The organism is Erwinia aphidicola, from assembly GCF_014773485.1.
GTDB classification, from domain to species: Bacteria; Pseudomonadota; Gammaproteobacteria; order Enterobacterales; family Enterobacteriaceae; genus Erwinia; species Erwinia aphidicola.
The window spans coordinates 390,713-405,901 of record NZ_JACXBP010000006.1; the positions used below are offsets into that span (position 1 = coordinate 390,713).

Sequence of the window (15,189 nt, forward strand, 5' to 3'; positions counted from 1 at the left end):
CCCCAGCGGGCATCTGCCAAGTATCGCAATAAGCCGGACCATTAAGCTGCCGTTCCGGGAGCGGCAGCAGCATTAACTTTCGTAATTCGGGCTAATCTTTCGGTTAAATTTCTGGCCCGAGCGTTTCCTGCACCAGCGCGCAATACCAGCGGATGCCGAACGGGATCAGCGCATCGTTAAAATCATATTCGGAGTGGTGCAGCGGGCGGCTGTCGGCACTGCCCAGCCACAGATAGGCACCGGGTTTTGCCTGCAACATAAACGAGAAATCTTCCGAGGTCAGCGCCGGTTTAGGCGCCTCGGCGTGCGCCAGCCCGGCACGTGCCGCCGCACATAATGCGGTGGCCGCCTGCTCAGCGCCGTTAATGGTTGCCGGATAGTAACGGTCATATTGCACCGCAGCCGTCAGGCCGTGGGCGGCGGTGACGTGCTGCGCCAGCTCGCGCATGCGCTGCTCAATGCGGTCCTGCACGGCGCTGTCAAAGCTGCGCACCGTGCCGCTCAGCGTGGCCTGCGCCGGGATCATATTGTGCGAGAAGCCGCCGTTGATGCGCGTAACCGTCAGCACCGCCGGGTCGCACGGGTCAAGATCGCGGCTGACGATGGTGTGCAGGGCCACCACCAGCTCGCTGGTCGCCAGCAGCGTGTCCGGCGTCAACTGCGGCTGCGCGGCATGCCCGCCGCCGCCCTCAACGCGGATAGAAAACGCATCGCCCGCGCCCATGATAGGCCCCGGGCGCGTCTGCACCACGCCGAGCGGCAGCTGCGGCCAGTTGTGAATGGCGTAAACCTCGTCACAGGGGAAGCGCTCGAACAGGCCGTCGTCGATCATTGCCTGCGCGCCTGCCAGCCCCTCTTCTGCCGGTTGGAAGATGAAATTCACCGTGCCGTCGAACTGCGCATCGGCGGCGAGCGCCTGCGCTGCGCCGAGCAGCATCACCGTGTGGCCGTCATGGCCGCAGGCGTGGCAGACGTTCGGCTGCTGGCTTTTCCACGGCTGGGTGCCGTTATCGGCCATCGGCAGCGCATCCATATCGGCGCGCAGGCCGACGGCACGCGGGCTGGTGCCGCGCTTCAGCACCCCGACTACACCGGTTTTACCGATGCCCTGATAGACTTCCAGCCCCAGCCGGGCCAGGAATTCCGCCACCAGCCCGCTGGTGCGGTGCTCCTGATAGCCCAGCTCCGGGTGCTGGTGCAGATCGCGCCGCAGCGCCACTAATGCCGCAATATCCATCTCAATATCCCTGTTCGCGGTCGACCACGCCGACCATGGGTTCACCGCGTTCATAGCGGCGAATATTGTCCAGCAGCGCTTTTACCGCGCTCTCCGGCTGGGTCTGGCTGGCAATGTGCGGCGTCAGCCAGATGGCCGGATGCTGCCAGAAGGCGTGCCCGGCGGGCAGCGGTTCCGGGGCGGTAACATCAACCACCGCCGCGCTCAGCTGCTGACGGTCGAGGGCAGCCACTAAGTCGTCATGATTGAGCTGCGCCCCGCGCCCGACCTGCACCAGCGCCGCGCCGGGCGGCAGCTGACTGAAAAGGTCGGCATTGAGCATCCCTTCGGTGCTGGCGGTGAGCGGCAGCAGGCAGATCAGGATATCGCTGCGCGCAAGAAACTCAGCCAGCCGCTGGTTACCGGCAAAGCACTGCACGCCGGGCAGATCGCGTGGGGTGCGGCTCCAGCCTGCGCAGTCAAACCCGAGCGCCACCAGCGGTTTTAGCACCGCCTCGCCCAGCGCGCCGAGGCCCATCACGCCAACGCGCCGCTTGCCGGCGGTCTGTACCGGGTGCGTCTGCCAGATGCCCGCGCGCTGCTGTTGCAAATAGCGCGGCATATCGCGATGCAGGCCAAGCACGGCAAAGGTCACATACTCCACCATGCCGCTGGTCAGGCCCGGCTCGATCATACGCACCACCGGCAGCTGCGGCGGCAGACTGGCGTAATCGAACTGGTCTGCACCCGCCCCGACGGAAAACAGCACCTTCAGGTTGGGAAACTGCTGCATGATATTGTCCGGCGGCACCCACGCGACCAGGTACTCCACCTCATGCGGGTTGCCAAACTCCGGCCACAGCCGGAAGCTGGCCGCCGGGGCCATTTCCGCCACCAGCGCGGCCCACTTCTGCCCGCGCTCGGGCTCTGATTTGTAGACAATATTCATCAGGCCATCGCCTGGCTCATTAGCCCGAATGCCTGCATGCCACCGCTCTCCGGCTGCCAGGGTTGCCCTTTGACCATGGTGGTTGGCGCATCCACTTCTACCAGCCCCAGCGTATTCAGCCACGGGCCAAGCCCGGCCGAACGGTCGCTATCAATGCGCACAAACTGCCCCGCCACGCCGCTTAGCAGCTCGCTGACCAGCAGTTTAGCGTTAGCGAGATTGCGCGCCACAATCGGCCCGATGGCATAGCCGTGACCGAAGCGGCGCAGGCTGGCGAACCCGGCAGCGGTACCGTTCTCCTCCAGCACCAGGAAGCGTTCGGCGCGCTCAAGCAGATGAGTGATCAACAGCGGGCGCTGCTGGCCGTGCGCCTGGCGGTCGAGCGCGGTCAGCAGCGCGGCATCCTGGAGGCCCGCGCTGCGCATCCGCTGCTGCGGCCCGCAGGCGATGGCCGCTACCGGAGCCAGTTCGCGGCACTGGTGCTGCTCAACGTGGCCGGTAGCGACAAATCCGAGTTTTTCATACAGCGGCTGCCCGGCGGCGGTGGCGTGCAGGCGCACGTTGCTGCCTTCAAGCCTGGCCAGCGCCGCCTGCATCAGCTGTTTGCCAATGCCGCGCCCCTGCTGAGCATCATCGACAATCACCAGGCCAAGGGTGGCGTAATCCTTGCCCCAGCGCCAGAACAGGAGGGTACCAACCAGCGTCCCGTGCTCTTCCGCCGCCAGCCCTTCCCCCAGCAAAAGCGCCTGCTGCCAGTCCGCGCGCCGGTGCGGCCACTTAAGCTGCTGGGTAAGCGCATAAGCCGCATCCAGATGGGTTTCGTTCATTGCTTTGATTTCAAGAGTCATCACTGTTCCTTACATCATGCCCGGCGCATCAAGGCCGGAACCGTCAATCAGGCGTTCATAGCGGAACGGCTTCGCATCAACAATCGGGGTATCGTGGGTGGCGAGATCGGCGGCAAGGCGCCCGGCACCGGGACCGATGCCAAAGCCGTGCGCGCTGTAACCCGCCGAAATAATCAGGCCCGGTAGCTTGCCGACGGGGGAGATCACCGGCACCGCGTCCGGCGTGCTGTCGATCATCCCGCCCCACGCCTGCTCAAGGCGCACGCCCGCCATCGACGGGAACTCGCTGCGCATCGCCGCCAGCCCCTCCTCCACCATCGCCATATCGGGATGGGGGTCGAGGATGCGGACTTTCTCGAACGGCGACACGCCATCCAGCTGCCAGCGCGCCAGCGCTTCCGGGCCGCGGATAAACGGGCTGATGCCGAGGTTAATCGTCAGGTTTTTACGCCGCGCCTTAAAGGTCGGATAGAACTGGCGGGCGTAACGCAGCCCCTGCGCGCCAGGCTCAAGGCGGCCACGGCCGGAAACAGAGACGGTATAACTGCCGTCGAGCTGCGGGCGGCAGGCAAAGCCCGGCGTATACAGCGGCAGGGCAATTTTTTGTTCAATCGGCGCGGTGCGAAAAGCGGTGCCGATCACGTTGCCAAGCGGCAGATCGATACCGTGACGACGGCAGAACATAGATGTCCACGCCCCGCCCGCGCAGATCACGCTGCTGGTTTTGATCAGGCCGCGTTCGGTCACCACGCCGCTAACCTTACCGTTAGTGATATCCAGACCGCGCACCGCGCACTGCTGAAACACCAGCCCGCCAAGGCGCTGCGCCGCTATCGCCAGGCCCGGTGCCGCCAGTGAGGGTTCGGCATGACCATCGGTTGGCGATGACACCCCGCCCAGCCAGCGGCTGGAGCTGCCCGGCGTCATCTCTTTAGCGCGCGCGGCGGTGAGGATTTCGCTGTGAAAATCATAGCCTTTCGCCATGGTGTTCCACGCTTCCCAGGCGTTGATGTCAGCCTGGTTTTGGGTGGCGTACACCAGCCCGCTGCGGCGGAAGCCCAGCTCTTCGCCGGTCTCTTCGCCCAGTTCGGCCCAGCGCTGCAGGGCGTACTTGATCAGCGGCAGTTCACGCTCGTCGCGGTTCTGCTGGCGGCACCAGCCCCAGTTGCGGCTCGACTGCTCACCGCCGACCAGGCCCTTTTCAATCAGCACCACGCTGACGCCTTTTTTTGCCAGTTCATAGGCCGCAGCCGCCCCGGCGATCCCGGCACCAATCACCACCACATCCGCTGCCGGTGGGAAATGTGGGCTGTCCTGTACGTATCGAATCGGTGCTGGCATGTTGTTCCTTACCTGAAAATTTATTAATGAGGGCGGACCGGAAAAGAGGGTCCGCCCCTACAGCAATCTCGTCGCAACCTCGTTCGCCGCGACACCTATCTCATCGTAGGGGTCGACCATTTTTTTTGGTCGACCCGTGAAATTAATCTGCTTACAACGCGATATCGCTCTCCTGGTGCTCGTCGAGCCAGCCCTGGCGCAGCTCCGGTACCGCGCGCTTCAGGCGCTCATAGTACAGCTCGCTTGACGGCTTGTCGTAATCGGCGCGCGCCACCTGGGTGACCATGCGGCCATTTTTTACCACGATAATTTCGTCGCACACCGAGCGCACCGCGTGCAGGTCGTGGCTGATAAACAGCACCGACAGGCCCAGCTCGCGGCGCAGCTCGGTAATCAGATCCAGCACCGCCGCCGCTACCACGGTATCCAGCGCCGAGGTCACCTCATCACAGAGGATCAGGTCCGGCTCGGCGGCCAGCGCGCGCGCCAGATTGACGCGCTGCTTCTGCCCACCGGACAGCGACCACGGCTTGCGCCACAGCACGTTGCGCGGCAGGCGTACCAGGTCGAGCAGCTGGAACATCCGCCGCTCCAGCGCTGCACCGCGCAGCCCGTGGAACAGCTTCAGCGGGCGCTTGAGAATGGTCTCGATAGTGTGCGCCGGGTTGAGCGCGGTATCCGCCATCTGGAACACGTACTGAATGCGGCGCAGCTCGTTTTCCGGGCGCTGGTGCATATCCCCGGCAATATAGTGGCCGTTAAACAGAATATGGCCGCCGCTCGGCTTGTTCATTCCGGCTATCGCGTGCGCCAGCGTGGTTTTGCCGGAGCCGGACTCGCCGATAATGCCAATCGCCTGGCCGCGATAGAGCTTGAAGTTAATCTCTTCGAGGATCTTAATCTTCGGCTGCCCTTCGGCGTCGAGCGGGCCGTACCCGGCGCTGAGGTCGCGCACCTGCAGCAGCGGCTGCACGTTCTCATCCTGCTCCTGCCACGGGCTGGGGCGCGTTTTCTGCTTCGCCGCCTCCAGCAGCAGATGGCTGTACTCCGCCACCGGGGCGCGCAGCAGCTGCTCGGTGGTGCCGTATTCGGCGATATTGCCCTTTAGCAGCACCAGGATTTTATCCGCCATCTGCGCCACTACCGCCAGGTCGTGGCTGACGTAAATAGCGGTGGTGCCACGCTGGCGCACCACGCGGCGGAAGGCCTTCAGCACCTCCACCTGGGTTGTCACGTCGAGCGCGGTGGTCGGTTCGTCGAGGATCACCACCTCCGGGTCGCTAATCAGCGCCATCGCCGTCATCAGGCGCTGTAGCTGCCCGCCGGAGACCTGATGCGGATAGCGGTCACCGATGGTTTCCGGGTTGGGCAGCGCCAGTTCGCGGAACAGCTCAATCGCTTTGGTTTCAGCAGCGGCGCGGCTCATCACCCCGTGGATCACCACCGGCTCGACCACCTGGTCCATGATCTTCATCGCAGGGTTAAACGAGGCCGCGGCACTCTGGGCGATGTAGGCTACCTTGTTGCCGCGAAACTGGCACAGCTGCGCGGGAGTTAATGAGGTGACATCGGTTCCGGCCACGTGCACGGTGCCGCCCGCAATCTTGCAGCCGTGGCGGGCATAGCCCATCAGCGCCAGCGCAATGGTGGTTTTGCCAGAGCCGGACTCGCCGATCAGCGCCAGCACTTCACCCTTCTGCACGGTGAAACGAATATCGGAAACCAGGCTTAACTCATGGCCGTCGTCAGCGCTGGCGGTGACGCGCAGGTTCTCGACCGACACCATCGGGGTGGAGGCGTGTGGCGTAATATTCATGCAACCCCCTTAGCGACTACGGTTAATGAACGCATTGACTGTAAGCTGTCGATAAACAGGTTGGCGCCGATAGTCAGGCTGGCAATCGCCACCGCCGGCATCAGCACCGCCGGGGAGCCGTCAAACAACCCCTGCAAGTTTTCACGTACCAGCGTGCCCCAGTCGGCATAAGGCGGCTGAACCCCAAGGCCAAGGAAGCTCAGGCCGCTGAGCAGCAGCACGATATAGACGAAACGCAGGCCGAAGTCGGTGAGCATCGGGTGCAGCATATTCGGCAGGATGTCGTGGATAGCAACGTACAGGCGGCTTTCACCGCGCAGGCGCGAGGCCTGCACGTAGTCCATTGAACGCAGGTTCGAGGCCATGGCATAGGCGATACGGTAGGCGCCCGGCCAGTAGGTAAACACCGCGGTGATAATCAGCATCGGCAGCGACGAGCCAAACACCGCAACGATCATCAGCGCCAGAATTTTGCCCGGCAGCACCAGCATCGCGTCGTTGATGCGCCCCAGCACCTCCTCCAGCCAGCGCCCGGCGACCGCCGCCAGCAGCGCCAGCAGCGTACCCACCAGGCTCGCCAGCAGCGCGGCACTGAGCGCCAGGCCGATAGAGTAGCGCGCGCCGAACAGAATACGGCTGAAGATGTCGCGCCCGAGGTAATCGGTGCCGAACCAGAACTCGCGGCTGAAGTCGCCGAACAGCGGACCGCCGCCGATATCCTCAAGATTGTGCGGCGCCAGCGCGGTGCCGAATACCGCCATCACGATCCAGAACAGGGTGATCAGCAGGCCAATACGTCCGCTGACGGAGAGAGATTGAAAAAAGCGCCACGGCAGCGTGAGTGTGTTCATCAGCCCCTCCACTTAGGATTGAATGCAATAGTCAGGACGTCAGCAATCATCAGCAGTACCAGGTAGCAGACGGCGAAGAACATCACGCACAGCTGCACCACCGGCAGGTCGCGGTTGCTCACCGCATCAACCATCTGGCTGGCCAGCCCCGGATAACTGAAGATACTTTCGATAATTATCACCCCGCCAAACAGGTAGGAGAGGCTGAGGGAGATGGCGTTAGCAATCGGTCCGACCGCGTTGGGCAGCGCATGGCGCAGCATGGCACGCAGTGGGGAGACGCCTTTCAGCAACGTCATCTCCAGGTACGGGCTGTCCATCTGGTTGACGATCGCGGCACGCGTCATGCGCGCCATCTGCGCCACCACCACGCAGCACAGGGTCATCACCGGCAGCGCGAAGGTGCGCAGGAAGCCGAGAAAATCCTGATGCGTGGAGCCGAGCGACATCGCCGGCACCCAGTGCAGCTTAACGGCGAAGATGATCACCGCCACGGTCGCCACCAGGAACTCCGGCACCGCGACCACCGCCATGGTGCTGACCACCAGCGCCCGGTCCAGCAGCGAGCCGCGCTTCATTGCGGCAGTGATGCCGATGATCAGCGCGACCGGCACCGAGACCAGGGTGGTGGTCGCCGCCAGCTGGAAGGTGGCAGGAATACGCTGCGCCACCAGCTGGGTCACCGGCAGGTTACTGGCAAACGATGTACCGAAATCACCATGAAGCATTCCGAATAGCCAGCTGAAATAGCGCATCAGCAGCGGCTGGTCGAGCCCGAGCTGCTGGCGCAGCGCCGCCACCGTTTCTGCAGTCGCCGACTGGCCAAGGATCATCTGCGCCGCATCGCCCGGCAGCATGCTGGTAATGAAAAATACCAGCGCTGAGACGATAAAGAGCGTAAGTAAACCCGACCCTATTCGCCGGAGTATCAGTGTGAGAATGTACCGGTTCATCGCCGTTCTCCTGCTCAGTGTGTAGAGATTAAGCCGACAGCCACGCGAACTCATGGAAGCGGTAACCCATCATCATGCCCGATGGCCAGGCCTCCACCCCTTTCACCTTATTGCTACAGCCATCCATGGTGCTGATAAAGGCCGGGATCAGGGTGCCGCAGTTGTCGTACACCAGCTGCTGCATGTCGCCATACATCTGCTTGCGCTTCGCCTGGTCGCTTTCGCCGCGGGCGGCGCTCAGCAGCTGATCGAACTGGGCGTTTTTCCAGCCGGATTCGTTCCAGGGCGCCGAGGACTGGTAAAACTGCGAGAACAGCATATCCAGCGTCGGGCGCGGGTTAATTGAGCCGTAGCCGACCGGATCTTTCATCCAGTGCGCCGACCAGTAGCCGTCATACGGCACGCGGCGCACCGCAACGTTGAGACCCGCACTACGGGCAATCTGCTGCAGCAGCTGGCCGCCTTCTACCGCCCCTTCGATATTTGGCGTGGTGATCACTTCCACCTTCGCGCCGACCATATTGGCTTTTTTCAGGTGGAATTTCGCTTTGTCGAGATCCAGCGGGCGCTGCGGGATATCCTTATTGAACATCGGGTGCCACGGCGGAACCGGGGTATCGTTACCGACGGTACCAAAGCCCTGCAGCACGGTTTTCACGATCATTTCACGCGGCTGCAGATACTTCATTGCCAGCACGAAATCTGGGTTGCTGCCAGGCGCTTTATCGGTGCGAATAATCAGGTCGCTGTACATGCCGGACTTGCTCTCCATGATGGTGAACTGCCCGTTCTGCTTCAGGCGTTTCACATCGTTAGCGGAGAGCGTAGAGACGATATGCAGGTCGCCGGACATCAGCGCATTGACGCGCGCCGCCGGATCGGTGACGCCCATCAGCTCCACTTCGTCGAGGTGCGGCAGGCCCGGCTTCCAGTAATTTTTGTTCTTCGCGCCCAGGGTACGCACACCCGGCTGGAACGCCTTCAGGACGAATGGCCCGGTGCCGATGGCTTTGCTGAAGTCTTTGGTGCCGTCCTGCACAATCAGGAACGAGCTGGTGGCGAGGATAGACGGCAGGTCAACGTTGGCCTGCTCCAGCACGATCGAGACCTCGGTCGGGCTGACCGCTTTAATCTCTTTCATCTGGCTGGCGAGGGTGATCACCGTCGAGGCCACCGCCGGATCTTTATGGCGGCTGAGAGAGTAAACCACATCGGCGGCGCTCAGGGCTTTGCCGTCGTGGAAGGTGACGCCCGGGCGCAGTTTGATGCGCCAGTTGATACCGTCGGTACTGTCAAATGACTCCGCCAGCGCGGGCTGCGCCTTGAGGTTTTTATCCAGCTCGGTCAGGCCGCTGTAGAACATAAACTGGCGGCAGTAGTCGCCGCTGTTGCTGCCTTTGGCCGGGTCGAGGGTATCGCTGGCTGAGGCATTCGCCACCGCCGCACGCAGCTTGCCGCCCATTACCGGGGTTTCCGCCGCGAAGCTGAACTCCGGGAAGCCGATCAGGCCGGTACTCATCACCGCGCCGGCGGACAGCAGCTTCATCATGCCGCGTCGTGAAATGGCAACATCCGTTATCGCCTGGGTCAAATTCGGGTTAACGCGGCTAAATTCTTTGCGAAATTTACTCATCTGCACACCCTCAAAATCGTTATGGTTGAAATCGTTAAGAGAAGCGATCCTTCGCCTTATAGTAGAGACCCGCGACAGGCAGGAACCACGGTTTGCCAAAGTAGCCGGGAACCGCAGGCCAGGCGCTGCGCTGCCAGGGATTGTTATTGGCTTTTTCTGCAACCAGGTCCGCCATGACCCGCCCCATCCACACTGACATCTGGGTACCGTGCCCGCTGTAGCCGAGCGAATAGAACACCCCTTCGTGCTCACCCGCGTGCGGCAGGCGGTCGGCAGTCATATCCACCAGCCCGCCCCAGCAGTAATCAATCGGTACATCACCCAACGCCGGGAACATCTTCTGCATGCCGGCTTTCAGCACATCGCCGCTTTTGGCGTCGGAGGTCGGGCTGCTGACGGCGAAGCGCGCCCGTCCGCCAAACACCAGACGCCGATCGGCGGTGGTGCGGATATAGTTGCCCAGATTGAGCGACGTGACGTAGGTACGGTCACCCGGCAGGATCTGCTGTAATAAAGAGTCGGGCAGCGGTGCGGTGACGGTAACAAAGCTGCCGACCGGAATGATGCGGCGCTGGAACCAGTCAAACGGACCGATGTTGGAGCAGCCGGTGGCCATCAGCACTTTCTCAGCAACGATATCGCCCTGCGCGGTGCTGACGCGGTGACGGTAGCCGTTGAGGCGCGTCAGGCCGGTAACGGCACGCTGCGGATAGATGGCGGCGCCGGCACGGGCAGCGGCTTCGGCCAGCCCCACGCCGAATTTGCCCATGTGCATCTGCCCGCCGTGGCGCTGTAACAGCCCGCCGTGGAAGGCGGGCGAGTCGATTTCCCGCTTCACATCGTCGGCACTGAGGATTTCAACATCCGGGTCGACGTGGCGTTTCATCATCTCGCACGCCGCCACCAGCGACGGCAGGTGTGAGGCCTTGCTGGCCAGCTTCAGCTTGCCGCAGCGGCGGAAGTCGCAGTCGATCTGCTCGTCAGCTACCACGCTCTGCACGTAATCGACCGCATCGGCGAACGCCCGGTAGTAGCGCGTCGCCTGCTCCACGCCCTGGCTCTCCACCAGTGCCGAAAAGTTCTGCGCCACCCCGGTGTTACAGTGGCCGCCGTTGCGGCCGGATGCCTGGCTCATCACCTCGCCCGCTTCCAGCACCACCACGTTCACCCCGCTGCGCGCCAGGTTCAGCGCCGCCGAGATGCCGGTAAAACCACCGCCAATTACCACCACATCGGCGGTGGCAGGCAGGTCGCCTGTCGCTGCACCGGTGAATGCGGGTGCCGTTGCCTGCCAGAATGATTCCAGTTTCATCGCTCTGCTCCTCTGAGGCTTACAGCCCTACTACGCCAGGAAGTCCGCCAATATCTTTAATCTCGGTGTACTCGTAGGCCGGGTTGCCCGGGCCGTGACCGCGATTAACAAACACTTTGTTTTTGATGCCGAGGTCATAGGCGGTCATCAGGTCATAACGCAGGCTGCTGGAGACGTGCAGGATCTCTTCCGGCCCGCAGTTCAGCTTGTTGAGCATGTACTCGAAGCCCTTCATCTGCGGCTTATAGGCACCGACCTCTTCGGCGGTGATAGTCATGTGGATCGGGGCTCCGAGGCGCGGCACATGATTTTTGATCAGCTCATCGGTGGAGTTGGTCAGCAGCACCAGCGGAAACGCTTTGGCAACAGTGGCCAGGCCTGCCGGCACGTCGGGATGCGGCCCCCAGGTTGCGCAGGCGGTCATCACTGCAGCACAATCCTGGTCAGTACACTCCACGCCCCATTTGTTGCAGGTGCGGTACAGCGCGTTAGCCACCACCAGCGGATAGAGCTTAAATGCGCCCAGCACTTCATCCATGCGGTAGTGAGAGAAGTCGGTGGTGAAGGCCTCCATACGGTCCGGGCTGACGCGATCGGCGAACACGGCGGCGGCGGCACCGGCCATGTCGAAGTTGATCAGCGTGCCGTAACAGTCGAAGGTGATGTATTTCGGTTTAAACACAGCCATTACGCTACCTCTTTAGAGTTCGGTTTATGGATGAAATCAGTGACTAGAAGTCGATCAGTACGCTTTTGTATCGCTGGCAGGCTTCGAACGCCTGGCGGCCCAGATCTTTGCCAATGCCGGAGCCGTGGAAGCCGCCGGTCGGAATGATGAAGTCGCCGGAGCGGCCATAACGGTTGATCCACACGGTGCCAGCGGCAATGCCGCGCATCGCCCGCAGCGCACGATCAATATTTTTGGTGTGTACCCCGGCGCACAGGCCGTAGGTGGGGTGGGAAGCCAGCGCCAGGCCTTCGGCTTCCTCATCGAAAATCTGCACGGTGAGCACCGGACCAAAGATCTCCTCCTGCACCGCCGGGTTATCGTTGGTCACCCCCGCCAGCAGCGTCGGCTGCCAGAAATAGCCCTCTCCGGTATCTGCAAAGCGCTGCCCGCCCACCAGCACTTCCGCACCCTGCTGGCGTGCGCTGCTGACCACCGATTCGACCTTCGCCGCCTGGCGCTGGTCAATCATCGGCGCATAGCGGCTGCTTTCGTCCCAGGTCACTCCGGCGCGGAAGCCCTGGCACAGCGCAATCAGTTTGCTAATCAGCGCGTCGTGCACGCCGCGCTGCACAATCAGGCGGGTTCCGGCCACGCAGGCCTGGCCGCCGTTGGCGGTGAAGCCGCGCAGGATGCGCCCGGCCACTTCGCCAATATCGCCGCAGTCGTCAAACACCAGCTGCGGGCTTTTGCCGCCCAGCTCCAGCGTGACCGGCTTCATGCCGTTAAACGCCGCGTCACTCATAATGCGTGCGCCGGTGGCGGTTGAACCGGTAAAAGAGACTTTGCGCACCAGCGGATGCACCACCAGCGCGCTGCCGGTAACCGCCCCGCCGCCCTGGATAATATTCAGCACCCCGGCTGGCAGGCCCGCCTGCAGCGCCAGCTCCGCCATGCGCACGGTGGAGAACGGCGTCAGCTCGGAAGGTTTCAGCACCACGGCATTTCCTGCTGCCAGCGCCGGACCGCATTTCCACGAGGCCATCGACAGCGGGAAGTTCCATGGCGTAATCGCCCCGATTACCCCGTAAGGCTCCGGCACCAGCATGCCAAGACTGGCATCGCGCGTCGGCAGCACGTCACCGCTGTATTTGTCGGCACACTCCGCGTAGAAGCGAATCGCTTCGGCAGTAAAGGGGATCTCGTGATTAACCACGTCATGGATCGGGCGGGTAGAGCCAAGCGACTCCAGCTGTGCCAGCAGCGGATCGGACTCAATCAGGTCCGCCCAGCGTGTCAGTACTGCAGCGCGCTGGCGCGGCGGGCAGCTGGCCCAGCCGCTGGCGCGTGCGGCGCTATCCGCCACGCTGACCGCTTCATCAACCAGCGCCGCATCCGCCTGGTACAGCTCCCCCGCCAGCAGGCCATCGGAAGGACGCTTGACCGCCAGCTGCTCACCCTGCCCGCGAATATGCTGACCATTAATGAAATGTCCTGCGGGAAGTGCAATTTTATCCGGGTTAAAACTGAGCATGGTGTGTTCCTTATTTAGCCTGCTAACTAATGCTTTCTGGTACTGAGTAATATTGCATTTGTATTAAGCAATGCAGAAAGTATGCCAGCCCTGGGAAAAAATAATAATGCGTAAAAGCGGGGTGAAAAAAATTTTGTGCCGTAATGACGGTGGTTTTTTTCCAGTTAAGCCGACTATTTAAATAGATGATTTTCATCACAAAACGAATGCACCAGCGCGGTGAATCCGGTACTAAACTTGCACCAATTCAGCGCGGACGTTTTGTCAGGCTTTCATTAAGCCACGGGTTTATTTATAAAAAAGGCCCGCACCTTTTCGGGTGCAGGCCTTTTTTAACGCTTAAACTTTATTTAGCTTTTAAAGACTGCCGAAATGAAACGCTTTTGATTCGAGATATTCTTCAATGCCGTAGCGCGAGCCTTCGCGCCCGACGCCGGAGAGTTTAATTCCACCAAACGGCGCCACTTCTAAAGAAACAGAGCCGGTATTAAAACCGACCATACCAAATTCCAGCGACTCTCCTACTCGCCATGCGCGGCGAATATCTTCGGTGAAGAAATAAGCCCCAAGACCGTAAGGGGTATCATTCGCCATATTTATCGCTTCTTCTTCTGTGTCAAAAATAAACAGCGGTGCGACCGGGCCAAAGGTCTCTTCATCGGCAATGCGCATGGCGCGGGTGACGCCGCCAAGCACCGTCGGCGCCACGAAGGTGCCGTTACCGTTGCTGATGCCGCCGGTTAACAGCTCGGCGCCGTGGCTGAGCGCATCTTCAATATGGCCGTTCACTTTGCTTACCGCCGCCGCGTTGATCAGCGGGCCGATGGTGCTGCCGTCGGCAAAACCATCGCCCACTTTCAGCTTGTCCACCTCTTCCAGCAGGCGGGCGGCAAAGCGCGGGTAGATAGTACGCTGTACCAGAATGCGGTTGGCGCAGACGCAGGTTTGCCCGGCGTTGCGGAATTTACTCATCATCACCCCGCTGATAGCAATCTCGAGGTCGGCATCGTCAAAGACGATCAGCGGTGCGTTACCGCCCAGCTCGAGGCTCAGGCGCTTAATGCTGTCCGCGCTCTGCTGCATCAGTAGCTGGCCGATGCGCGTCGAGCCAGTGAAGGAGATTTTCCGCACCGTGCGGCTGCCGGTCAGGGTTTCACCAATCTCTTTGGGTAAGCCGGTGACAATCTGCAATACCCCAGCCGGGATGCCTGCGCGCTGCGCCAGTGCGATCAGCGCCAGCGCCGACAGCGGGGTCAGCTCCGACGGCTTAACGATGATCGGGCAGCCTGCGGCCAGCGCCGGGGCAACCTTGCGGGTGATCATCGCAATCGGGAAGTTCCACGGGGTAATGGCGGCGGCGACGCCAACCGGCTGCTTCAGCACCAGGATACGGCGGTCATCGCTCGGTGCCGGAATGGTGTCGCCATAAATGCGGCGTGCTTCTTCAGCAAACCACTTCACAAAACCCGCGCCGTACAGCACTTCGCCCCTGGCTTCCGCCAGCGGTTTGCCCTGCTCGGCGGTCATGATGGTGGCCAGGTCGTCAGCATTGTCGAGGATCAGCTGATGCCATTTCTCCAGCAGCAGCGCACGCTGCGCGTTCGGCGTCTTCGCCCAGCTTTTACGTGCCGCATCGGCAAAGGCTATCGCCTGCTCGGTTTCCTGAGCGCCGAGCGCCGGAATAGTACAGAGCACTTCGCCGGTTGACGGGTTGGTGACCGGCAGCGTTTCGCCGTTGAGCGCGCCCTGCCATTCACCGTTAAAAAAAGCCTGCTGGCGCAGCAGAGTAGCGTCCTGTAAACGTTGTGCGAGCATAGCGTCTCCTTAATAAGTTCATTTCACTTTAACGGAGGCGCGGCAATCAATGCTGCGTTATCACAGTGTGGGGGAGCGCGCGTAAAGGGGTTTTCGCCGGGGAAACGAAATTTTATGCCGTGGCCGGTGTCATCGCCATCACCTGTAGGGGTTGACCTTCTTTTTCGGTCAACCCGCTGTGTCAAAGGACTGTCTGTGAACACCGTATTTTTTGTAGGGGTTGACCTTCTTTTCCGGTCAACCCGCTGTGTCAA

At 61.7% G+C, this 15,189-nt stretch carries 12 protein-coding genes; all 12 read right to left on the reverse strand.

What is annotated here, in order from left to right; genetic code table 11:
* Positions 1 to 103: 103 nt before the first annotated feature.
* The 12 genes from ID864_RS16730 to ID864_RS16785 all read right to left on the reverse strand — a co-directional run bounded on the left by ID864_RS16730 (position 104) and on the right by ID864_RS16785 (position 14,935).
* Positions 104 to 1,231 (reverse strand): M20 aminoacylase family protein, encoded by a 1,128-nt coding sequence (locus ID864_RS16730; RefSeq protein ID WP_318153237.1) that lies wholly within the window; start codon positions 1,229 to 1,231, stop codon positions 104 to 106.
* A gap of 7 nt (positions 1,232 to 1,238) precedes the next feature.
* The gene (locus tag ID864_RS16735; protein ID WP_048915659.1) at positions 1,239 to 2,165 is read right to left on the reverse strand and encodes a 2-hydroxyacid dehydrogenase; all 927 of its coding nucleotides are present in this window, start codon (positions 2,163 to 2,165) and stop codon (positions 1,239 to 1,241) included.
* Complete coding sequence (locus ID864_RS16740) at positions 2,165 to 3,013, reverse strand: GNAT family N-acetyltransferase (protein WP_048915658.1); 849 nt, start codon at positions 3,011 to 3,013, stop codon at positions 2,165 to 2,167. Before ID864_RS16740 ends, ID864_RS16735 begins: the two co-directional genes overlap by 1 nt.
* Positions 3,014 to 3,022: 9 nt before the next feature.
* A complete protein-coding gene (locus ID864_RS16745; protein WP_048915657.1) occupies positions 3,023 to 4,354 on the reverse strand; it encodes an NAD(P)/FAD-dependent oxidoreductase in 1,332 nt (443 codons plus the stop codon).
* A gap of 151 nt (positions 4,355 to 4,505) precedes the next feature.
* On the reverse strand, positions 4,506 to 6,170 hold the full coding sequence (locus ID864_RS16750) for an ABC transporter ATP-binding protein (RefSeq protein ID WP_048915656.1): 1,665 nt from the start codon (positions 6,168 to 6,170) through the stop codon (positions 4,506 to 4,508).
* Complete coding sequence (locus ID864_RS16755) at positions 6,167 to 7,021, reverse strand: ABC transporter permease (protein WP_048915655.1); 855 nt, start codon at positions 7,019 to 7,021, stop codon at positions 6,167 to 6,169. Before ID864_RS16755 ends, ID864_RS16750 begins: the two co-directional genes overlap by 4 nt.
* The gene (locus ID864_RS16760) at positions 7,021 to 7,974 is read right to left on the reverse strand and encodes an ABC transporter permease (protein WP_048915654.1); all 954 of its coding nucleotides are present in this window, start codon (positions 7,972 to 7,974) and stop codon (positions 7,021 to 7,023) included. Before ID864_RS16760 ends, ID864_RS16755 begins: the two co-directional genes overlap by 1 nt.
* Before the next feature lie 28 nt (positions 7,975 to 8,002).
* Positions 8,003 to 9,607, reverse strand: coding sequence for an ABC transporter substrate-binding protein (locus ID864_RS16765; RefSeq protein ID WP_191150151.1), 1,605 nt, complete (start codon positions 9,605 to 9,607; stop codon positions 8,003 to 8,005).
* Positions 9,608 to 9,641: 34 nt separating this feature from the next.
* A complete protein-coding gene (locus ID864_RS16770) occupies positions 9,642 to 10,919 on the reverse strand; it encodes an NAD(P)/FAD-dependent oxidoreductase (RefSeq protein WP_048915652.1) in 1,278 nt (425 codons plus the stop codon).
* Positions 10,920 to 10,938: 19 nt separating this feature from the next.
* A complete protein-coding gene (locus ID864_RS16775) occupies positions 10,939 to 11,607 on the reverse strand; it encodes a haloacid dehalogenase type II (RefSeq protein ID WP_048915651.1) in 669 nt (222 codons plus the stop codon).
* A gap of 43 nt (positions 11,608 to 11,650) precedes the next feature.
* A complete protein-coding gene (locus ID864_RS16780) occupies positions 11,651 to 13,120 on the reverse strand; it encodes an aldehyde dehydrogenase family protein (protein ID WP_191150152.1) in 1,470 nt (489 codons plus the stop codon).
* Between the two features lie 357 nt (positions 13,121 to 13,477).
* Entirely contained in the window at positions 13,478 to 14,935 is a 1,458-nt protein-coding gene (locus ID864_RS16785) for an NAD-dependent succinate-semialdehyde dehydrogenase (protein ID WP_191150153.1), read from the reverse strand.
* Positions 14,936 to 15,189: the final 254 nt, after the last annotated feature.